17 protein-coding genes are annotated in these 20394 nt (G+C 67.0%); 13 read left to right on the top strand and 4 right to left on the bottom strand.

What is annotated here, in order from left to right; translation table 11 throughout:
• Window positions 1–340 precede the first annotated feature (340 nt).
• The 12 genes from XnspCFBP7698_RS00085 (at window position 341) to XnspCFBP7698_RS00030 (ending at window position 17731) form a co-directional block, all read left to right on the top strand.
• The gene (locus tag XnspCFBP7698_RS00085) at window positions 341–610 is read left to right on the top strand and encodes a flagellar biosynthetic protein FliQ (RefSeq protein WP_005917968.1); all 270 of its coding nucleotides are present in this window, start codon (window positions 341–343) and stop codon (window positions 608–610) included.
• Between the two features lie 13 nt (window positions 611–623).
• A complete protein-coding gene (gene fliR, locus XnspCFBP7698_RS00080; protein WP_047696075.1) occupies window positions 624–1415 on the top strand; it encodes a flagellar biosynthetic protein FliR in 792 nt (263 codons plus the stop codon).
• A gap of 92 nt (window positions 1416–1507) precedes the next feature.
• The gene (locus XnspCFBP7698_RS00075) at window positions 1508–4471 is read left to right on the top strand and encodes a ligand-binding sensor domain-containing diguanylate cyclase (protein ID WP_104581796.1); all 2964 of its coding nucleotides are present in this window, start codon (window positions 1508–1510) and stop codon (window positions 4469–4471) included.
• 416 nt (window positions 4472–4887) lie between these two features.
• Window positions 4888–7809: a ligand-binding sensor domain-containing diguanylate cyclase gene (locus XnspCFBP7698_RS00070; protein WP_199679984.1), complete on the top strand. Its 2922-nt coding sequence runs from the start codon at window positions 4888–4890 to the stop codon at window positions 7807–7809.
• Window positions 7810–8070: 261 nt separating this feature from the next.
• The gene (gene flhB, locus XnspCFBP7698_RS00065) at window positions 8071–9201 is read left to right on the top strand and encodes a flagellar biosynthesis protein FlhB (RefSeq protein WP_104581798.1); all 1131 of its coding nucleotides are present in this window, start codon (window positions 8071–8073) and stop codon (window positions 9199–9201) included.
• Window positions 9198–11291: a flagellar biosynthesis protein FlhA gene (gene flhA / locus XnspCFBP7698_RS00060; protein ID WP_104581799.1), complete on the top strand. Its 2094-nt coding sequence runs from the start codon at window positions 9198–9200 to the stop codon at window positions 11289–11291. Before flhB ends, flhA begins: the two co-directional genes overlap by 4 nt.
• Window positions 11292–11698: 407 nt before the next feature.
• Window positions 11699–13381, top strand: a complete 1683-nt coding sequence (gene flhF / locus XnspCFBP7698_RS00055; RefSeq protein ID WP_104581800.1) for a flagellar biosynthesis protein FlhF — start codon at window positions 11699–11701, stop codon at window positions 13379–13381.
• Window positions 13368–14252, top strand: coding sequence for a MinD/ParA family protein (locus tag XnspCFBP7698_RS00050; RefSeq protein ID WP_005996239.1), 885 nt, complete (start codon window positions 13368–13370; stop codon window positions 14250–14252). Before flhF ends, XnspCFBP7698_RS00050 begins: the two co-directional genes overlap by 14 nt.
• On the top strand, window positions 14249–15016 hold the full coding sequence (locus tag XnspCFBP7698_RS00045) for an RNA polymerase sigma factor FliA (protein WP_039414775.1): 768 nt from the start codon (window positions 14249–14251) through the stop codon (window positions 15014–15016). Before XnspCFBP7698_RS00050 ends, XnspCFBP7698_RS00045 begins: the two co-directional genes overlap by 4 nt.
• A gap of 35 nt (window positions 15017–15051) precedes the next feature.
• Window positions 15052–15444 (top strand): chemotaxis response regulator CheY, encoded by a 393-nt coding sequence (gene cheY / locus XnspCFBP7698_RS00040; RefSeq protein WP_014507662.1) that lies wholly within the window; start codon window positions 15052–15054, stop codon window positions 15442–15444.
• Entirely contained in the window at window positions 15444–16070 is a 627-nt protein-coding gene (locus tag XnspCFBP7698_RS00035) for a protein phosphatase CheZ (RefSeq protein ID WP_104581801.1), read from the top strand. The genes cheY and XnspCFBP7698_RS00035 overlap by 1 nt, the downstream gene beginning before the upstream one ends.
• 2 nt (window positions 16071–16072) lie before the next feature.
• Window positions 16073–17731, top strand: coding sequence for a chemotaxis protein CheA (locus XnspCFBP7698_RS00030; RefSeq protein WP_104581802.1), 1659 nt, complete (start codon window positions 16073–16075; stop codon window positions 17729–17731).
• Window positions 17732–18185: 454 nt separating this feature from the next.
• Here the strand turns inward: XnspCFBP7698_RS00030 and XnspCFBP7698_RS00025 are convergent, their stop codons facing one another.
• From XnspCFBP7698_RS00025 to XnspCFBP7698_RS00010, 4 genes are all read right to left on the bottom strand, one after another.
• A complete protein-coding gene (locus XnspCFBP7698_RS00025) occupies window positions 18186–18731 on the bottom strand; it encodes a GNAT family N-acetyltransferase (protein ID WP_104581803.1) in 546 nt (181 codons plus the stop codon).
• Window positions 18679–19008: a DUF1778 domain-containing protein gene (locus XnspCFBP7698_RS00020; RefSeq protein ID WP_104581804.1), complete on the bottom strand. Its 330-nt coding sequence runs from the start codon at window positions 19006–19008 to the stop codon at window positions 18679–18681. Before XnspCFBP7698_RS00020 ends, XnspCFBP7698_RS00025 begins: the two co-directional genes overlap by 53 nt.
• A gap of 395 nt (window positions 19009–19403) precedes the next feature.
• Window positions 19404–19820 carry a SymE family type I addiction module toxin gene (locus XnspCFBP7698_RS00015; RefSeq protein ID WP_104581805.1) on the bottom strand — a complete coding sequence of 139 codons (417 nt, stop codon included), beginning with the start codon at window positions 19818–19820 and terminating at the stop codon, window positions 19404–19406.
• On the bottom strand, window positions 19817–20023 hold the full coding sequence (locus tag XnspCFBP7698_RS00010) for a hypothetical protein (RefSeq protein ID WP_104581806.1): 207 nt from the start codon (window positions 20021–20023) through the stop codon (window positions 19817–19819). Before XnspCFBP7698_RS00010 ends, XnspCFBP7698_RS00015 begins: the two co-directional genes overlap by 4 nt.
• 112 nt (window positions 20024–20135) lie before the next feature.
• Here XnspCFBP7698_RS00010 and XnspCFBP7698_RS21490 point away from each other — a divergent pair, with 112 nt between their 5' ends.
• Window positions 20136–20327: a bacteriocin gene (locus XnspCFBP7698_RS21490; protein WP_123137173.1), complete on the top strand. Its 192-nt coding sequence runs from the start codon at window positions 20136–20138 to the stop codon at window positions 20325–20327.
• Window positions 20328–20394 lie beyond the last annotated feature (67 nt).

Below are 20394 nucleotides of genomic sequence, written 5' to 3'. Positions count from 1 at the left end.
CCAGTAGCGGCCGAAGCCTACAGCGGAGCAATGCCCCAGCGGAGCCATACAACACGGGTGGCTTCGCTTCGCCCCGCACCCTCACCCCAACCCCTCTCCCGCAGGAGAGGGGCCAGCTCCTGCAGCCTGCTGCTTCCTGAGCCCATACACCGTCGAACCAGCTCAGCTCTCCTCCCCCTATTCACACTCCCGCCTCCCGCCTCCCGCCTCCCGATTCCCGCCTCCCGATTCCCGCCTCCCGATTCCCGCCTCCCGATTCCCGATTCCCGATTCCCGCCTCCCGATTCCCGATTCCCGATTCCCCGCCCCCATTGGCACCCCACTTGCATCACAGCACCTCATGAGCCCTGAAATCGCCCTGACTGAATTGCGTGGTGGCCTGGTCACCGTCCTGTGGATTGCCGGACCGATGCTGCTGGCGGTGCTGGTGGTCGGTGTGGTCATTGGCGTGGTGCAGGCCGCCACCCAGTTGAACGAACCCACCATTGCGTTCGTGGCCAAGGCAGTCGCGTTGACGGCCACCTTGTTTGCCACCGGCAGCATGCTGCTGGGGCATCTGGTGGAGTTCACCATCGCGCTGTTCCAGCGCATTCCGCATCTGATCGGCTAGCGGGCGGGCGCGGATGGATGCTGCCACCCAGATGGTGATCGACGGCCAGCGCGCGTTTGCGATGGTCGGGGCGATCATGTGGACGATGCTGCGGACCGGCGCCTTGCTGACCGCCATGCCGTTGATCGGCACGCGCGCCGTGCCCGGGCGGGTGCGGGTCATGCTGACCGGGACCCTGGCGATGGCGCTGGCACCGATCCTGCCGCCGGTGCCCGAGTGGGACGGGTTCACCGCCAGCGCAGTGCTGAGCATTGCGCGCGAGCTGGCGGTGGGCGCGAGCATGGGCTTCATGCTCAAGCTGATCTTCGAGGCGGGCGCGCTGGCCGGCGAGCTGGTGTCGCAGTCCACCGGCCTGTCGTTCGCGCAGATGTCCGACCCGATGCGCGGGGTGACCTCCGGCGTGATCGCACAGTGGTTCTATATCGGTTTCGGGCTGTTGTTCTTTGCTGCCAACGGCCACCTGGCGGTGATCGCGCTGCTGGTGGACAGCTACAAGGCGCTGCCGATCGGCACCGCAATCCCCGATGCCGGCGCCTTTGCCGAGGTGGCGCCGACATTGTTCCTGCAGATCCTGCGCGGCGGGCTGACCCTGGCGTTGCCGATGATGGTGGCGATGCTGGCGGTCAACCTGGCCTTCGGCGCACTGGCCAAGGCGGCACCGGCGCTGAACCCCATGCAGCTGGGCCTGCCGCTGACGGTGTTGCTGGGACTGTTCCTGTTGTCCAGCTTTGCGAGCGAATTCGCCCCGCCGGTGCAACGCATGTTCGACACTGCCTTCGATGCCGCCAGAGAACTGACGGGCTGACCGCGCACACCTCAAGTTTTGTAACCGGTCGCCGTCAACGCTGGGGACGATTGGCCCGTTCAATCGGCACACCCCTCTTTCCGCGGAAACCGATGCTCATCTCAGCGCTGTTCGCCTGCCCTGCTTCGCGACGCGCTGCGTCGCGGGCGCGTCTGTGGCTGCTGGCGGTCGCGCTGCTGCTGGCCTGCGTGACCGGCGCGCAGGCACAGAGTTACAGCCTTCGCGATTACGGGCAGGCAGACGGCTTGCAGGGCATGACCATCAACGGGCTGGTCGAAGACCGGCGCGGCGAGGTGTGGGTGGCGACCGAGCTGGCGCTGCACCGCTTCGAACGCGACCGCTTCATTCCCGTCGAACGGGAGAGCGGGCTGGATGCCCGCTATACGCGCGCGCTGACGCTGGACGATGCAGGGCGGCTATGGGTTGCCACCGCCAATGGCGTCTTCGTGCGCAGCGGCGAGCGGTTCCTGCAGGTGTTGAAGGAGGGCAAGCGCATCAGGGCCGATGCGGGCAACGTGATCGCGCGCTACCGCAACGGCGTGGCCGTCATCAGTGATGGCGCGCTGCTGGCGCTGACGCCGGCTGCCGACGGTTCCTGGCAGGTGCAGACGCTGACACTGCAAACGCGCGATGGCACCTTGTTGAAGACCGGCCCTACCCTGCTGGCCGATGGCCGGTTCCTGTGGGTGTCCTGCAATGCCGGCGTCTGTCGTCTGGACGCCAATGGCACCGTGGTCGAAACCTTGTCCGACGCCGATGGCGTACCGGCCAGGCGGTGGCGCGTGATCTTTCGCGAGCGTGGCGGCCGGCTGTGGTTGCGCGGCGGCGGCATCATGGTGTCGCGCGAACCCGGCGCCTCCCGTTTCCAGGAGCGTCCGGCCAATCCGCACAACAGCTTCGAAACCATGTCCGGCGCCACCACGATGGTGGAGGACGCGCATGGCCGCATGCTGACGCGGTCGGATCACGGCCTGGTGCGTTGGGACGGTTCGCATTGGACCGATATCGGCACCGATCAGGGCCTGCAGCTGGATGCGATGGTTGGCCCGCTGCTGTTCCAGAGCACCGGGACCTTGTGGATCGGCACGCGCGGGACCGGGCTGCAGCGCCTGCTCGGCTACGGCAACATCGAGCATCTCACCGAAGCACAGGGCATGGCGTCGGCGCCCATCTGGTCGATGCAGCGCCTGCCCGACGGCACGCTCGCAGTGGGCGCCGACGGCGGTGCCAACCTGCTCGCGCGACACGCCGTGCGTGCGCAGCCGTGGCGGCTGGAGGATGGCAAGCCGTTGTCGCAGACGCTGAACATCGCGGTGGCACCGGACGGCGCGGCCTGGGTGTCGTACTACTCCGGCGCCATCGCGCGGCGCGATCCAGTCACCGGAGTGACCCGGCAGGTGATGGATCTGCCGCGGCCGGGCTACAAGATCCTGTTCGATGCCACCGGTTCGGTCTGGATTGCGACCTCGCGCGGGCTCGGGCACGGCCAAGCCAGCCCGCCTTACACGCTGGTCTCCGATCCGGCGATGGCGACCAGGTTCATTGGCGATATCGACCTGGACCCCCAAGGCCGCCTGTGGGCTGCCACCGGCGATGGTCTGTACCGGCGTGACGGCACGACATGGGTGCACGTGCCGGTCACCGGGACGTTGCCCACGCAGGACATGTACCAGATCGATTTCGCACCCGATGGCGAAATCTGGCTGTCGTTGCGCGAAACCGGGCTATGGCATGGCCGCCTGCAGGCCGATGGCAGCCTGCCGGTCCAGGCGGTGGACGACCCGTTGTTGTCCAGGGTGATGCCATTCATCCTGCGTCACGATCGCAAGGGACGGCTATGGGTGGGCAGCAGCCAGGGGCTGGATCTGTACCAGCAGGGACGTTGGTCGCGCATCACCCGTGCAGAAGGCTTGCTGTGGGACGACCTTTCGTCCAATGCGTTTCTGGAAGACGACGACGGCAGCATCTGGATCGGCAGCAGCAGAGGGCTCAGCCATCTGCGCGACCCGCAGCGGTTGTTTGTGGCACAGGCGCTCAAGGTCGAGATCGGCCAGGTCCGTCGCGGCACCCAGATCGTCCGGGCCGGCAGCGCGCTGGACTGGTCGGAAACGCCGCTGGACATCGAGCTTCGCACGCCTGGCGTCGAAGGCGGCGCCGAGCGGATCAGTTTCCGCTATCGCGTGGAAGGCCATCAGGCGCGCTGGACCACCACCTCGCTCAGCCATCTCACCTACCCACTGCTGCCACCAGGCCGTTACACGCTCGAGGTGCAGGCGCTGGATGCCTATCAACGCAGCGCAAGCGCGGTGGCGCGGTTCCACTTCGTGCTGCGCCCACCCTGGTGGCGCGGCATCCCCGCACTGATCGGCTATGGGGTGCTGGCCATCGCAGCGGTGATCGTGCTGCTGCGCTGGCGTACCGCCAAGCTGCTGCGCCGCAAGCGCGAGCTGGAGCAGCTGGTGGCCGAACGCACCGCCGAGCTGGAGCAGGACAAGCGCGATCTGGAATCGGCCCGTGCCGCGCTCGCGCTCAAGGCCACCCACGACGAACTCACCGGCCTGCTCAACCGCGCCGGCATTCTGGCGGCCCTGCGCGACATGCTGGAACGCGCCGATGCGACGGCGCGGCCGTTGGCGGTGGTGCTGATCGACCTGGACCATTTCAAGCTGGTCAACGACCAGCACGGCCACCTGGCCGGCGACGCGGTGCTGGCCGGGGTGGGCCGGCGGATGGATACGCTGGTGCGTGGCGAGGACCGCATCGGCCGTTACGGCGGCGAGGAATTGCTGGCGCTGATGCCGGGGCTGGCGCAGGAGGCCACGCATCGGCTGGATGCCCTGCACCGCGGCATCTGCGGCGACTACCCCATCGATGGCGGCTGGCTGCATGTCACCTGCTCGATCGGCGTGGCCTGGTTCCAGCCCGGCGAAACCCTCGAACAATTGCTGGCCCGCGCCGATGCAGCGCTGTACGCCGCCAAGCGCAGCGGCCGCAATCGCATCGATTACGACCATGGGCCGGTGCGCCCTGCCGCACCGGCCGGTCATCTCGACTGATCCGACCGGTGCAACGCCGCGGCAGCGCTGCGCAGGGCCGGCGTGTGTACCGACATGGCGTGCGCGCCCTCACTGCCACAAGGTCCGATCAGCGCACGGCGCGCTGGTTGGCCAGCGGCGTGATGGTCGCTCCGCGCCAGCGCCGCCGCCCTGGCGCTCAGCTTTGCGCTGCAGCCTTGACCGCGATCCAGATCGTGCATTGACGCTGGTCTCGGCCGTTCCACGGCAGGACTGCGGCACGGTCCGGCCCGCTGATTCACCGCGTCGATCGATTGTCAAATGCAATTAAAGTAAGTCGCATGCACAGCCGCTAGTCGATAGATCGTGGCCTGGGATGGGGCCGCCAATGGCAAGCGTGAGACGTCCGCGCGAGGGCGCGGACCATACGCTTGGATGCGTGGGAGATCGAAACGCCCGTGGGGTTCCTGCACCGCCAATCGAGGTCGTCAGGCCGAATGCCACCGCTGACCGCGGTGCTGCTGTTGGCCCTGCTGTCGTTTGCGGACCTGGCCGGTGCGCAGAGCGCCAGCATTCGGCGTTATGCCCACGATCAGGGCCTGCTCGGCCTGGCCGGCACCTGCCTGTTGCAGACCCGCCATACCCTGCTGTGGGTATGCACCGAGAGCGGCCTGTATCGCTACAACGGCCGCATCTTTCAGCAGGTTCCGCTGGACGGCCTGCGCAACGAACCGATCACCGCCATGAGCGAAGCGCCGGACGGTCGCCTGTGGGTTGCCGGGTTCCAGGCGCTGTTCGTCGGCGACGAACATGGCTTCCGCAAGCTTGCCCGCGACGAGGCCGAGCATCTGCAGGACGGCCTGCTGCTGGCCAGCCCGTCGTGGGGCACCGTGATGCTCAACGGCGGCGAACTGGAGATGCTGCGCCCGCGCAGCAACGGCAAGTGGCATAGCGACTACCTGCTGGACACCGCCACGCGGGTGCGGGTGCCGGAACTGTCCAAGGCGATGAGTCTGTCGGTGGAGGGCGACACCCTGTGGGTGGGGTGCGCGCGCAAGCTGTGCGCCATCGACGCGCAACGCCGGGTGCAGGTCTATGGCCCCGACCAGGGCGTGCCGGAGGATCGCTGGTCCAGCGTGCTGCGCGATCGCGACGGCGGGCTGTGGGCCCGCGGCGCCGGGACCCTGCTCCACCGCGCGCCGGGTGACGACCGCTTCAGCGTGCGGCCGCTGCCATTGCTGGACGGCAGCACGGTCGGACGACAGGCACCGCTGGTGATGGATCGCGAAGGACGCGTGCTGGTGCGCCGCAACGATGGCCTGGTGCGCTGGGAAAACGGCCGCTGGCGGACCTTCGGCGCCGACAACGGGCTGCCACCGGGCAGCAGCGATGCGATCGTGGTCGACCGCGACGGCGACCTCTGGATGACCGTGGACGGCGAAGGCCTGGTGCGTTGGGCCGGCTACGAATGGATCGAGAACTGGGACGCCACCCAGGGCATGCCGCCCGCCCCGACCTGGTCCATTGCACGCGATGCGCAGCACGCCTTGCTGGTCGGCAACGAGCACGGCGTGGGACGGCAGGCGCATCCGGGCGGGCGCTTTGCACCGGCGCTGCCGCAAGCCGGCATCCAGATCGTGGGCATGCAGCGCAGCAGCGACGGCAGCCTGTGGACGCTCAACTCGGCCGGCCACCTGCAGCGCTTCTGGCCCGATGGTCGCAACGCCGAGGTGGCCAAACTCCCGCGCACCGCCAGACGCCTGCTCCTGGATCGCCAGGGCCGGCTATGGATCCTCACCGCCGGCGGACTGTTCGTGATCGAGCGCCCGCTCGAGGGTGGCGCGCTGCAGCCGGTTGCCGGCATGCCCGCCATTGCCTACACCGATATCCAGCAGACCGCCGACGGCACGCTGTGGGTGTCCAGCGCCAACGGTCTGTTCCGGCTGCGCGGCGCGCACTGGGCCAAGGTGCCGGTGAAGGTCAACGGTGGCGATGCCGAGCCGTGGGTGAGCAAGTTCCATATCAGCGACAGCGGCGAAGTGTGGCTGGCGTTCTACCGCCCCGGCGTCTGGCACGGCAGGGTGCTGGCCGACGGCGTGGACCTGCAGGCCATCAGCGACGACGCGCTGCGCGATGTGGGTGTGTACCTGTTGCGCGGCGACAGCGTGGGCCGGATCTGGGTGGGCCATGCGCGTGGCGTGGAGGTCTATGACGGCGAGCGCTGGGCGCATCTGTCGCAATCGCAGGGGCTGATCTGGGACGACGTGTCCGAAGCGGCGTTCGCCGAGGATCCGGATGGTTCGGTGTGGATCGGCACCGCGCGCGGCGTCAGCCATCTGGCCGACCCGGCGCGGCTGTTCGACGATCGCCAGCCCAGCGTGCGGATCGACAGCGTCAGCCGCGGCGGCGTCCCGATCCGCAGCGGACAGCTGCTGGGCTGGAGCGACAAACCGCTGCATATCGAACTGTCCACGATGGAGGTCTACGACGACCCGAGCCGGCTGACCGTGCGCTATCGCCTGCTCGGCCTACACGACGAATGGATCCAGAGCGACGACCTGTCGATCGACCAACCGCCGCTGCCGTCCGGGCACTTCCGCCTGCAGGTGCAGGTGCTGGACCGCTATCGGCGCACCGCCTCGCCGGTCGTGGACCTGGCCTTTGCGGTGGCACCGCTGTGGTGGCGCAGCCCGCCGGCGATTGCCTTGTACCTGCTGATCGGCAGCGGCCTGCTGATCGGGCTGTGGAGCTGGCGCCACCGTCATCTGATGGCGCGCGAGCGCATGCTGGCCGAGCTGGTGGCCGAGCGCACCTATCAGCTCGAACGCGAGAAGCACGAGCTGGAAAGCGCACGCGCCGCGCTGGCGCTGAAGGCCAGCCACGACGCGCTCACCGGCCTGCTCAACCGCTCCGGCATTCTCGAGGCCATGGGCGAGGAACTGCAGGCCTGCGCGCATGCGGAACACCCGTTGGCGGTGGTGTTGATCGACCTGGACCACTTCAAGCAGGTCAACGACGAACACGGCCACCTGGTCGGCGATGCGGTGCTGGCCAAGGTGGGCGCGCGGCTCACCGCCTGCCTGCGCGATTCGGACAAGGTGGGCCGGTACGGCGGTGAAGAACTGCTGTTGCTGCTGCCCGGCATGACCCGTCAGGGCCAGCATCGGCTGCGCGCCATCCACGAGGCGATCAGCCTGTCGCCCTACGAGGTGGGCGCTGCGCGCGCGCTGCAGGTGACCTGCTCGATCGGCGTGGCGTGGTACCGCGTCGGCGACACCGCCGCCACCCTGCTGGCGCGTGCGGACGAGGCCTTGTATCGGGCCAAGCGCCACGGCCGCAACCGCATCGAGCCGGAAGAACCGGAGATTTCGGTGGCCTGAGCGCGCGCCCCATGCACCGGGGACCCAGGCTCCCCGTGGGGGCGCGTCGGCGCATTGCGCGTGCCCGTGCTCGGCCGCTGGGCGAGCTGGCGGCAGAGCGGGTGAACGGGTGAACGGGTGAACGGTCCAGGACGATCACGGTCCAGGACGATCGCCGCCTGCAGGCTTGGCACGCTGTGGCGCTGCCGGCGTCCGGGGCTGGCGGCCGCGGTTCTGGAATGCCGCTTGCATCAGAGGGCGTAATCCCCCATCGGCATCCCTATGTCCGAGTCCGAAGACGGCGGCGAGCGTACAGAGCTTCCCACCGAAAAACGCCTGCGCGAGGCCCGCGAGCAGGGCAACTTCCCGCAATCGCGTGAGCTGTCCACCGCCGCGGTGTTTGGCGCCGGCGTGTTCGGGTTGATGGCACTGGCCGGCGGCATTGGCGATGGCGCGGCGGTCTGGATGAAGACCGCACTCAGCCCCGACCCTAAGATGCGCGAAAACCCGATGGCCCTGTTCGGCCATTTCGGCGACCTGCTGCTGCAGTTGCTGTGGGTGATGCTGCCGCTGATCGGCGTGTGCCTGCTGGCCGGGCTGGCCGGGCCGCTGATGATGAGCGGCCTGCATTTTTCCAGCAAGGCGATCATGCCCGACCTCACCAAGCTCAACCCGATGAACGGGATCAAGCGCATGTGGGGCAGCAACAGCCTGGCCGAGCTGGTCAAGTCGGTGCTGCGCCTGCTGTTCGTCGGCCTGGCCGCCTGGCTGTGCATCTCCAAGAGCCTGCCCGGCCTGCGCGCGCTGGTGAACCAGCCGCTGGAACAGGCGGTGGGCAACGGCCTGGACTTCACCAAGAGCCTGCTGTTCTACACCGCAGGCGCCTTGGTGCTGCTGGCGGCCATCGACGCGCCGTACCAGAAGTGGAACTGGCTGCGGAAGCTGAAGATGACCCGCGAAGAGATCAAGCGCGAGATGAAGGAAAGCGAGGGCAGCCCGGAAGTGAAGGGCCGCATCCGCCAGATGCAGATGCAGATGTCGCAGCGCCAGATGATGGAAGCGGTGCCGAAGGCCGACGTGGTGCTGATGAATCCGACCCACTATGCGGTGGCGCTCAAGTACGAAGGCGGCAAGATGCGCGCCCCGATCGTGGTGGCCAAGGGCGTGGACGAAATGGCCTTCCGCATCCGCGAAGCCTGCGAACAGCACCGGGTGGCGATCGTCACCGCCCCGCCTTTGGCACGCGCCTTGTATAGGGAAGCTCAAATCGGCAAGGAAATTCCCGTGAGACTCTATTCGGTCGTGGCCCAGGTCCTGTCCTACGTCTACCAGTTGCGCGGGTGGAACGGCGGCCCGATGCCGGAACTGCCCTCGCTCGAGGTGGATGAGTTCGGCAAGGGGGCCAGCGCATGAGCGCCCAACCCGCCCCGCTGAACGCCCGCCGCGTCATGGAGTTGCTGCGCAACGGCCTGGGTGCCCCGCTGGCCCTGATGGCCATGCTGGCCATGCTGATGGTCCCGCTGGCCGCGCCGGTGCTGGACGCGCTGTTCACCTTCAACATCGCCATCTCCCTGATGGTGCTGCTGGCGGTGGTGTACGTGCAGCGCCCGCTGGAATTCACCATTTTCCCCATCGTGCTGTTGATGACCACGATGCTGCGGCTGGCGCTGAACGTGGCCTCCAGCCGCGTGATCCTGATCAACGGCCAGGACGGCCATGCCGCGGCCGGCAAGGTCATCGAGGCCTTCGGCCAGTTCGTGATCGGCGGCAACTACGCCGTGGGTATCGTGGTGTTCGCGATCCTGACCATCATCAACTTCGTGGTCATCACCAAGGGTGCCGGGCGCGTGTCGGAAGTGACCGCGCGCTTCATCCTGGACGCCATGCCCGGCAAGCAGATGGCCATCGACGCCGACCTCAACGCCGGTTTGCTGACGCGTGAGGAAGCCAAGGCCCGCCGCGAGGAAGTCCGCGAGGAAGCCGACTTCTACGGCGCGATGGACGGTGCCAACAAGTTCATCCGCGGCGACGCCATCGCCGCCATCCTGATCCTGTTCATCAACCTCATCGGCGGCATGGCCGTCGGCATGTTCCAGCACGGCATGAGCTTCGTGGATGCCGCGTCCACCTATACCCTGCTGTCGATCGGCGACGGATTGGTGGCGCAGCTGCCGGCCTTGCTGGTGTCGTCCTCGGTGGCCTTGCTGGTGACCCGCGCCTCGCGGGCGCAGGACATGCGCGGGGCAATGATCAGCCAGGTGTTCGGCCAGCATCGCGCACTGGCGGTGGCCGCGGCCATCCTGGGCCTGGTCGGCCTGGTGCCGGGCATGCCGAACGTCGCGTTTTTGACGCTGGGCCTGATCCTGGGCGTGATCGCCTGGAAAATGTACAAGCGCAGCCTGGTGGCGCCGGCGGCAGGGGATGCGGCCGCCGACCCGCAGGCGGCTGCGGCGGCCACTGCCGCCCAGGCCAGCGCGGAACTGAGCTGGGACGAACTGCGCCCGATCGACCCGCTGGGCCTGGAAGTGGGCTACCGGCTGATCCCGCTGGTGGACAAGCACCAGGGTGGCGAATTGATGGCGCGCATCAAGGGCGTGCGCCGCAAGCTCACCCAGGACATCGGCTTCCTGGTGCCGCCGGTGCATATCCGCGACAACCTGGAGTTGTCCGCCAATGCGTATCGGCTGCTGGTGCACGGCGTGCCGGTGGCCACCGCCGAAATCTACCCCGACCGCGAACTGGCGCTGGACCCGGGCGGCGCGCTCGGCCAGCTCGACGGCATTCCCGGCAAGGACCCGGCGTTCGGCCTGGACGCCACCTGGATCCAGCCGCACCAGCGCGCCTATGCCGAATCGATGGGCTATACCGTGGTCGACCCGGCCACCGTGGTCGCCACCCATTTGTCGCACCTGATCCGCGAACACGCCCCCGAACTGCTCGGCCACGAAGAAGTGCAGCAGCTGCTGGCAACCCTGGCCAAGACCGCGCCCAAGATGGTCGAGGACCTCACCCCCAAGGCGCTGCCGCTGTCGGTGGTGGTGCGCGTGCTGCAGAACCTGCTGATCGAGCGCATCCCGGTACGCCAGCTGCGCAAGATCGTCGAAGCGCTGGTCGAGCACGCCCCGCACAGCCAGGACCCGGCCACCCTCACCGCAGCGGTACGCACCTCGCTGGGCCGCTTCATCGTGCAGGAGATCGCCGGCATGTCCGCCGAACTGCCGGTGTTCACCCTGGCCCCGCAGCTGGAGCGCGTGCTGCAGGAATCCACCCACGGCAATGGCGTGGCACTGGAACCCGGCCTGGCCGAGCGCCTGCACCAGAGCCTGGCCGATTGCGTGGGCAAGCAGGAAGCCCGCAATGAACCGGCGGTGGTGCTGGTCCCCGGCCAGGTACGCGCCGCGCTGGCCCGCCTGGTCCGCCACAGCGTGCCCAGCCTGTCGGTGCTGGCCTACAGCGAAGTGCCGGAAGACAAGCGCCTGAAGCTGGTCGGCACGATCAGCTAAAGACCAACGCCCCTCATCCGGCGCTGCGCGCCACCTTCTCCCGCCCGCGGGAGAAGGCAACGGGTTGCCAGCGCTGCAGCGACGTTGCACCAACGCCTGCTTCCCCTGCCTGCAAACGCCTCCCTTCCCCCGCCTGCGGGGGAAGGTGCCCGAAGGGCGGATGGGGGCAGCAGGGGCAGCCGCCGCACGCGCAACCCTCCTGATCGAGCGCCAGAAATCCAGCACTGCGGTTTTGGCACACCACATGCATTAGCTCTGGCGAGACCGCAGACAGCTCCACCGCTGCGGGGCGGATGGCAGGACTTGGAACACAAACGGGACATGCAACTCATGACGCTGGCAACACACCCACATTCATCGCGCACCCGTCCGGCGTCCGGCGGGTCCCGTTCCTGGAGGCACGTGGCATGAAGATCAAACGCTTTGTTGCCCCGGACATGCGCACCGCATTCCGCATGGTGCGTGACGAGCACGGCCCGGATGCGGTGATCCTGTCCAACCGCCGCACTGCCGAAGGCATCGAAATCGTCGCGGCCAGCAATTACGACGAAGAACTGGTGCAGCGCGCCCTGGAAACCGCCCGCGCCGAGACCCCGGCCAGCGCCGCGCCCGCCCAGCAGGCGCCCGTGCAGCAGGCTCCGGTGCAGCAGGCCCCGGCCCAGCCGGCGGCCCGCCCCGCCGCGCCGGTGCATGCTCCGCTGAAGCCAGCCGCCGAGGCCGGCATGAGCCACCGCCAGCGCGTTGCCAGCGCCGCTGAAGAGATGATCGCCGCCATGGCCCTGCGCCAGCCGGTCAGCGTGCCGCGTCAGGCCCCGGTGGCCGCCCCGATCCGCAGCGGCGCGCCGATGCCGGCCGTGCAGGAGCTGGCCGCCCCGGTGGCGCAGCGCCAGGACCACGCGCTGTCGGCGGTGCCGGAACAGCTGTTCGCCGACTTCCTGACCACCGCCCCGGTTCAGCGCCCGGCGCTGCAGACCGCTCCGAGCCCGGCTCCGGCTCCGATCGCTGCCGCCGCCCCGGCCTACGCCGCACATGGCCAGGACGACGACGCCTTCGCCGATGAGGCCGACTTCGATCTGGACGACGCCCTGCCGCAGATCCTGCCGCCGGCTGCGCTGCCGCCGATCGTCGTTGCCCCCGCCGCGCTGGCCGCGGTGCCGGTGGCTGCGGCGCCGGTCGCGCAGAACGACGAAGAACTCAAGCAGCTGCGCGGCGAACTGGCGCTGATGCGGCAGATGATCGAGCGCGAAATGAACCGCCTCACCGACGAGCGCCTGCGCGGCTCCCCGGTGCGTGCGCAGGCCCTGGAGCTGATGGACGACTACGGCTTCGACGCCGGTCTGACCCGCGACATCGCCATGCAGATCCCGGCCGATACCGAATTGCACCGTGGCCGCGGGCTGATGCTGGGCCTGTTGTCCAAGCGCCTGCCGGTGGCCCCGGTCGACCCGCTGGAACGTGGCGGCGTGATCGCCCTGGTCGGCCCCACCGGCGCCGGCAAGACCACCACCATCGCCAAGCTGGCGCAGCGCTTCGCCGCCCAGCACGCCCCGCGCGACGTGGCCCTGGTCACCACCGACACCTTGCGCGTCGGTGGCCGCGAACAGCTGCACAGCTACGGCCGTCAGCTCGGCATCGCCGTGCACGAGGCCGATAGCGCCGAAAGCCTGCTGGAGCTGCTGGAGCGTCTGCGCGACTACAAGCTGGTGCTGATCGACACCGCCGGCATGGGCCAGCGCGACCGCGCCCTGGCCGCTCAGTTGAACTGGCTGCGCGCCGCCCAGCAGGTCACCTCGCTGCTGGTGCTGCCCGCCAACTCGCATTTCGCCGACCTCGACGAGGTCGTGCGCCGCTTCGCCCACGCCAAGCCCCAAGGCGTGGTGCTGACCAAACTCGACGAGACCGGCCGCTTCGGCAGCGCCTTGTCGGTGGTGGTCGACCACCAAATGCCCATCACCTGGGTGACTGACGGACAGCGGGTCCCCGACGACCTGCACCGCGCCAATGCCGCCAGTCTCGTTCTTCGTCTTGAAGATTTGCGGCGCGCTGCCGATAAGCCCTGTACTCCGGAGCACAACCATGCAGTCGCGTGAATACGCCAAGCTGACCAACGCCTTCCCCCTGTCGGCGACCCGTCCCGAGCCTTTGGGCCCGGTGCGCACCATTGCCGTGACCGGTGGCAAGGGTGGCGTGGGTAAAACCAACATCTCCGCCAACCTGGCCGTGGCGCTTGCCGACATGGGCAAGCGCACCCTGCTGCTCGACGCCGACCTTGGCCTGGCCAACCTGGATGTGGTCTTGGGACTCTCGCCCAAGTACACCCTGGCCGACCTGATCGCCGGCCGTTGCACGCTCGATGAAGTGATCATCGAAGGCCCCGGCGGCGTGCTGGTGGTGCCGGCCGCGTCCGGTCGCCGCCACATGGCCGAACTGGCCCCGGCCCAGCACATCGGCCTGGTCAACGTGTTCTCCGAACTGGAACGCGACCTGGACGTGATGGTCATCGACACCGCCGCCGGCATCACCGACAGCGTGCTGACCTTCTGCCAGGCCGCCCAGGACACCGTGGTGGTGGTCTGCGACGAGCCGGCCTCGATCACCGACGCCTACGCGCTGATCAAGGTGCTCTCGCGCGAACGCGGCGTGGACCGCCTGCAGATCATCGCCAACATGGTGCGTGACCCCAACGAAGGCCGCCTGCTGTACGACAAGCTCTCCCGGGTCTGCGAAAAGTTCCTCGGCGACGTCTCGCTGAACTATCTCGGCCACGTGCCGCAGGACGACTGGCTGCGCCTGTCGGTGCAGCGTCAGCAACCCGTCATCAAGGCCTACCCGTCCAGTCCGTCGGCGCAGGCGATTGCCGAAATCGCACGCCGTACCTCGCGCTGGCAGGCACCCACCGTGCCGCGCGGCAACGTCGAGTTCTTTGTCGAACGCATCATCCAACGGGGAGTGGCCGCATGAGCACCGCTACCGCCACCACGGCCAGCGCGCAGTACCGCGCCGTGCAGCGCAACAACGCCAACGACGTGGTGACCCAGCACGCCGACCTGGTCCGCCGCATCGCCCACCATCTGGCCGCGCGCCTGCCGGCCAGCGTGGAAGTGGACGACCTGATCCAGGCCGGCATGATCGGCCTGATCGAAGCCTCGCGCAGCTACGACTCCGACCAGGGTGCCTCGTTCGAAACCTATGCCTCGATCCGCATCCGCGGCTCGATGATCGACGAGATCCGCAGGGGTGACTGGGTGCCGCGTTCGGTGCACCGCCGCGCCCGCGACGCCGCTGCTGCCGTGCGCAAGATCGAGCAGAACACCGGCCGCGCCGCCGCCGCCACCGAAGTGGCCGCCGCCATGGAAATGCCGCTGCCCGACTACCTGCGCCTGATGGAAGACGCCGCACGTGGCCAGGTGCTGAGCCTGGAATCGCGCATCGAAGATCACGGCGAGCTGGACACCACCGCCAAGGGTGGCCCCAATCCGCAGCAGATGATGGAGCGTGGCGAATTCGGCCGCGAGCTGGGCAAGGCCATCGGCCAGTTGCCCGAGCGCGAGCAGCTGGTGCTCTCGCTGTACTACGAACAGGAATTGAACCTGAAGGAAATCGGCGCCGTGCTGGGCGTCAGCGAATCGCGCGTGTGCCAGATCCATGGCCAGGCGGTGGTGCGTTTGCGTGGCCGCCTCAAGGTCTTCGAACTGGCCGATGCCGGCGTCGAAGTCGACGACTGAATTTTTCGCGTAATTTTTCGTGTTAGGAGCTTGATGTGAACAAGAACATGCGGATCCTGATCGTGGACGACTTCTCGACGATGCGACGCATCGTCAAGAATCTGTTGGCGGATCTCGGCTTCACCAATACCGCAGAGGCCGAAGACGGCAACAGCGCGCTGGCCGCGTTGCGCGCGGGCCCGTTCGACTTCGTGGTGACGGACTGGAACATGCCCGGCATGACCGGCATCGACCTGCTGCGCAACATCCGCGCCGACGCCAAGCTCAAGCACCTGCCGGTGATGATGGTGACCGCCGAAGCCAAGCGCGAGCAGATCATCGAAGCGGCCCAGTGCGGCGTCAACGGCTACATCATCAAGCCGTTTACCGCGCAGACGCTGGAAGAAAAGCTGGGCAAGGTGTTCGAACGTCTGGCGGCGACCGCCTGATGAACGCCACCGTGGAAACCGATGCCGAACGTGCCGCGTTGATCGAGCGCCTGCAAGGCGCACTCGATGCACTGGAAAGCGGTGACCAGGTCGCCTGGCGGCGCGAGGTCGACCACCTCGCCGCCCTGCGCACGCGCCCGATGATGCAGAGCCTGAGCCGGCTCGCCCGCGAACTTGGCCAGGCGCTGGGCGACCTGCCCACCGTCCCCGAAGAAGCCGGTGAGCTGGACGATGCCTGCTCGCGCCTGGATCACGTGGTGGAGATGACCGAAAAGGCCAGCCACCGCACGCTGGACCTGGTCGAGGAATGCCGCGTGCTGGCCAACCAGCTGCGCGATGGCGGCCTCAATCAGGACCAGGGCGCGCTGATGGACAAGATGCGCCACAACCTCACCGAGCTGTCGCTGGCGCAAAGCTACCAGGACCTCAGCGGCCAGATCATCCGCCGCGTGGCCGGCATCGTGCGCCGCGTGCACGAGGGCTTCGGTGCGCTCGGCCTGCCGCCGAAGAATCCCGAGCCGAAGAAAGACGACGGCGGTCTTGCCGGTCCTGCGATCAAGGGCCTGGACCGTCACGCCGTGTCGCAGGACGACGCCGACGATTTGCTGTCCGGATTGGGGTTGTAACCATGAGTGCCGTTCCAGACGATATTGCTGCCGACTTCATCGTCGAGGCCCAGGAAATCCTGGATCGCCTCGGCGAACAGCTGGTCTCGCTGGAACAGGCGCCAGACGAAGCCGATCAGCTCAATGCGGTGTTCCGCGGCTTCCACACGCTCAAGGGCGGCGCCGGCTTCCTGGCGATCAAGCCCATGGTGGAGCTCTGCCACGCCGCTGAAGAAACCCTCGGCATGGCGCGCTCCGGCCAAGCCGTGCTGCAGGCGCATCACTTCGACGCCGCGCAGCAATCGCTGGACTATCTGCAGGCCATGCTGGATGCGATGGGCTCTGGCGAGACCGTGCCGCATGCACCGGCCACGCTGATCGCGCAGTTCGATGCCAAGAGCGGCCCACCGGCAGTCAAGGCCGCGCCCAAGGCAGCCACTGCCAAACCAGCGGCTGCCGCACATGCCGACGATGCGCATGCGCCCGCTCCCAAGGCGGCCGGCAAAGGCGCAGCCAAGGGCGGCGCCGAAGCCGAACAGACCGTGCGCGTGGACACCAAACGCCTGGATGCCATCGTCAATCTGATCGGCGAGCTGGTGCTCTCGCGCAACCGTCTGAAGACCTTGCGCACCCGCCTGCGCGACGAAGAACTCGATCGTGCCGTCAGCACGCTCGACATCGCCACCGCCCGCCTGCAGACCGCAGTGATGCGTACCCGTATGCAGCCGGTGAGCAAGGTGTTTTCGCGCTTCCCCAAGGTGGCCCGCGACGTTGCGCGCACCCTGTCCAAGGAAGTGGAACTGGAATTGATCGGCGCCGAAACCGAGCTCGATCGTAATCTGGTCGAAGCCCTGGCCGATCCCCTGGTGCACCTGGTGCGCAACGCGATCGACCACGGCATCGAATCGCCTGCCCTGCGCGAAGCCACCGGCAAGCCGCGCAGCGGCCATGTGCGCCTGTCGGCGCAGCAGGAAGGCGACTACGTCAGCATCGAAATCCAGGACGACGGCGCCGGCATCGACCCGGAGCGGCTGCGCGAGATCGCGCGCGGCAAGGGCCTGATCGACGCCGAGGCCGCGGCCCGCCTGAGCACCGACGAGTGCCTGCATCTGATCTTCATGCCGGGCTTTTCGACCAAGGCCGAGGTGACCGACATCTCCGGCCGCGGCGTGGGCATGGACGTGGTGCAATCGCGTATCCGCGAACTCAGCGGGCAGATCCAGATCCAGTCCGAACTGGGCCGCGGCAGCCGCTTCATGATCCGCGTGCCGCTGACCCTGGCGATCCTGCCGACCCTGCTGGTGCAGGCCGGCGAAGCGGTCTACGCCTTGCCGCTGGCGCGCGTGGTGGAAGTGCTGCACGCCCCGCAGACCTCGCTGGGCTGGTTCGACGGCCGCGCCGTGCTCGACCGCCGCTCGCACACCCTGCCGCTGATCGACCTGCGCCGCTGGCTAGGCGTGCCCGCCGAACAACCGCCACTGTTGACCGTGGTGCTGCTGCAGGCCGGCGAAACCCGCTTCGGCCTGGTGGTGGACCAGGTCCGCGGCCGCGAGGAAGTGGTGATCAAGCCCCTGCCCCGCGCATTACGCGGCCTGCCCGGCTACGCCGGCGCCACCCTGATCGGCGACGGCCGCATGGCGCTGATCCTGGATGTGGATGGATTGCGCTCCAGCGATCATTGAGATTCGGGAATCGGGAATCGGCAAGACGATCCTGGCTGCCCGATTTGACGACAACGGCCGCGTACTGCGGCCGTTGTCGTTTTCCATCCAGCCTCGCTGCCGATTTACGCCACTACGCGCGGCTATGCGGTGGTGTACTTGTCTCATGCTTGTAGACACCTCGATGGGGGTAATCCCCTCCACCGGCGCCCGCATCAGGCGCTGGGCATGAAGGCACCCGATGAAGCATGTGCCTTAGCTACATGACCTGTGCGGAGACCGCTGGGTCATTACATACTTGGCTGACGAAAATCCGTTTCTTGCTGTAAAAGGGGCGTCCGATGCGCATCCGCTGCACTCCACGCCTGGATGCGCGCTCCGAAGTGGATCTAATCGCCAGGGCGATTACCCAAACGCAAGAACCCCCGAACCGACCTGAGTCAGAGGATTTTTCGCACGGAGCTGTGGAGAGGTATTACGTTTTCAAAAGCTCAGTGATGCTTGCCATAGGCAACCAGAGCTTGAGAGGGTTCGACGCCGCAGGCTGGAACCCGAACTTCTGATAGAAGGGGGCGGCATCTTCCTTGGCATCCACGAACAGTCCCGTGACGCCAATGGCTTCGCTCACCTGTGCGGCTCGCGCGATGGCTTCCATGAAGAGCATCGTGCCGAAGCCGCGCCCTTTCAGTCGTTGATGCACCGCCAGGCGGCCCATGCGGACTACAGGAACATTGCGGGGCAGCTTTGAGCCAGCCGGTGGCAGCTCGCTGTTCATTACCTGCGCTGATGACAGGCTGAAGTAGCCAAGGACGGTGGTGTCCTCGATGCCCTCAAATCTTTCCTGGTGCCAAGCGTACAAGCTTCCCTTCATCGGAATTGCCAGGAACGTGCGGCTGACGCCGCGCTTCTGGTGCTGGCTCGCCGTGGTATGCAGCCACTCGTTCAATTCCTTGTTGCCGCAATCGAAATCAGCGCGGCTTAGGTGTCCAGCGAACGGTACTACTTCTACTTCCAGTGTCATGGTTTCTCGTCTCCATATGATGTTTCAGGGAGACAGCCAAACGATCGGAGACCGGCTTCGGGTTATCGAGCGCATCCAGAAATTTCTGCATGTCGTTCTGGCTTAGTCGAATGATCGAATGTTCTTCGATGATTCTCTCAGCTTCCCGCAGCGCGGCCTGGGCGACGAACTGGTTCGTCGTTGTTGCCGTCATCTCAGCCGCCTGTTCAATTGCTTGCTGCGCGTAAGCGGTGACTCGGGTCGTTATTCTTGCCCGGTCATTACTGGTCGCATGCATAGGTAACTCCTATGTGTATTTCGTCTTCACCGGAGCTGGCCAAGCTCTTGGCTTGGTCTGAGCTCGCTGCCTATATGGTCTGATCGTGCCTACTTCATCTCATGTCTCCTACTGTTGGTAGACGCAATATAGCCAGGTGGTGCCAAAATGGCAACTTGAGGAAAATCCATTTAGGATTAAATTGCAATATCCGTGGGATACGCAGCAGGCTGAAGCGTCTTTGCAGCGGGCACGGCGCTACAGCCAAGCACAAGAGGTGCTACTGAAAGTAAAGCAATCGATATGCGCATATCTGGCCCAGGCCCTTGGTAATGTAAGGCCCGAGACTTCGTTCTCCTTAAGTCGGGAAGGTTGGCCTGTTGAACCACGATACCGCCACTGCGACTTCGTTCCAGCTACCGTCGCGCTCTGCGGGATGCGGCCGGTGCCTCCACCGGCGGCAACACCTCCATCAGCAGCTGCCCTTCGCTGGCGGTGATGCGCAGCTTGGTGCCGATGGCAAAGCCCAGTTGTTCCAGCCATAAGCCGCTGAGGCGGACGTGCGGCACGTGCTGGTCGCCGGCGCGGTCATGGGCGCCGGGGTAATGGGTGTAGCTGACGGTGCACTGGCGCGGGCGGCGGGCGCGGCGGGGTGCGCGTAGCGTGCCGGGGCCTTGCGGGGAGGCGTCCGGGTCGGGTGGCAGCATCGGTGGCAGCTTGGTGCGGTCGGGTTCCACAACAACCCACTGCACCCGCTTGGGCGGCGTGGGGCGCGCACGCGTGCGGGTGGGCCGTGCGCTGGCAGATGTGGTGGGTGGGCGGCGGCGTGTCATGGCGCCTCCGATTGGCGGCGGGTAGCGCTGGGTGCAGCGACGTACTGCTGCAACACCACGTCGATGCGTGCAGAAAGGCGATGCAAGGCCTGCGACAATACGCCGGGCTGGTTGAGCAACTGCTGCGCATGATCGTCGTCGGCCTGCTCAACGGCGGCGCGCGCGACCAGCCGGCGCAGCACTTCGCCCACATCCCACCGCAGGCGGTGAGCGGGGGCTGGCGAATAAGGGTTCCAGGTTCACTTCTTTAGGAGATGATAGGGAAGTCCGGAGCCAGTTTTCGTGGATCGCTCTCAACCCAAGGAGGTCCTCCCGATGTCCAAGCAAGAATCGAAGCAGCATGGTATGACCGGGTGTTTCCGCCTGCTGAGCCGTAACCTGGCATGCGAACTGACCGATGCAGAGCTCAGTGCCGTATCTGGTGGCACCACATCGCGGACCCGCTATGCAGCCGCAGAGGCAAGCCTAAGCAACATCATCGTCGTTGACGATGCGGATGCCTGGTAATCCCCCCACAGGTTAGCTGACGCCAGAAGTGGAATTTTCTCGTACCCTTTTCCGAGGAGGTTCCATG

This window comes from Xanthomonas sp. CFBP 7698 (genome assembly GCF_003600855.1).
Taxonomy (GTDB): Bacteria; Pseudomonadota; Gammaproteobacteria; order Xanthomonadales; family Xanthomonadaceae; genus Xanthomonas; species Xanthomonas cannabis.
This window is presented reverse-complemented; position numbering and strand designations above follow the sequence as displayed.

Bases quoted from the DNA above. Each gene is read 5' to 3' on its own strand.
- flhB (WP_104581798.1), top strand. From the start codon at position 8,071: ATGTCCGAGTCCGAAGACGGCGGCGAGCGTACAGAGCTTCCCACCGAA.
- XnspCFBP7698_RS00015 (WP_104581805.1), bottom strand. From the start codon at position 19,820: ATGACACGCCGCCGCCCACCCACCACATCTGCCAGCGCACGGCCCACC.
- XnspCFBP7698_RS00075 (WP_104581796.1), top strand. From the start codon at position 1,508: ATGCTCATCTCAGCGCTGTTCGCCTGCCCTGCTTCGCGACGCGCTGCG.
- XnspCFBP7698_RS00035 (WP_104581801.1), top strand. From the start codon at position 15,444: ATGAACGCCACCGTGGAAACCGATGCCGAACGTGCCGCGTTGATCGAG.
- XnspCFBP7698_RS00025 (WP_104581803.1), bottom strand. From the start codon at position 18,731: ATGACACTGGAAGTAGAAGTAGTACCGTTCGCTGGACACCTAAGCCGC.
- fliR (WP_047696075.1), top strand. From the start codon at position 624: ATGGATGCTGCCACCCAGATGGTGATCGACGGCCAGCGCGCGTTTGCG.
- XnspCFBP7698_RS00030 (WP_104581802.1), top strand. From the start codon at position 16,073: ATGAGTGCCGTTCCAGACGATATTGCTGCCGACTTCATCGTCGAGGCC.
- XnspCFBP7698_RS00085 (WP_005917968.1), top strand. From the start codon at position 341: ATGAGCCCTGAAATCGCCCTGACTGAATTGCGTGGTGGCCTGGTCACC.
- XnspCFBP7698_RS00020 (WP_104581804.1), bottom strand. From the start codon at position 19,008: ATGCATGCGACCAGTAATGACCGGGCAAGAATAACGACCCGAGTCACC.
- XnspCFBP7698_RS21490 (WP_123137173.1), top strand. From the start codon at position 20,136: ATGTCCAAGCAAGAATCGAAGCAGCATGGTATGACCGGGTGTTTCCGC.
- flhA (WP_104581799.1), top strand. From the start codon at position 9,198: ATGAGCGCCCAACCCGCCCCGCTGAACGCCCGCCGCGTCATGGAGTTG.
- flhF (WP_104581800.1), top strand. From the start codon at position 11,699: ATGAAGATCAAACGCTTTGTTGCCCCGGACATGCGCACCGCATTCCGC.
- XnspCFBP7698_RS00050 (WP_005996239.1), top strand. From the start codon at position 13,368: ATGCAGTCGCGTGAATACGCCAAGCTGACCAACGCCTTCCCCCTGTCG.
- XnspCFBP7698_RS00045 (WP_039414775.1), top strand. From the start codon at position 14,249: ATGAGCACCGCTACCGCCACCACGGCCAGCGCGCAGTACCGCGCCGTG.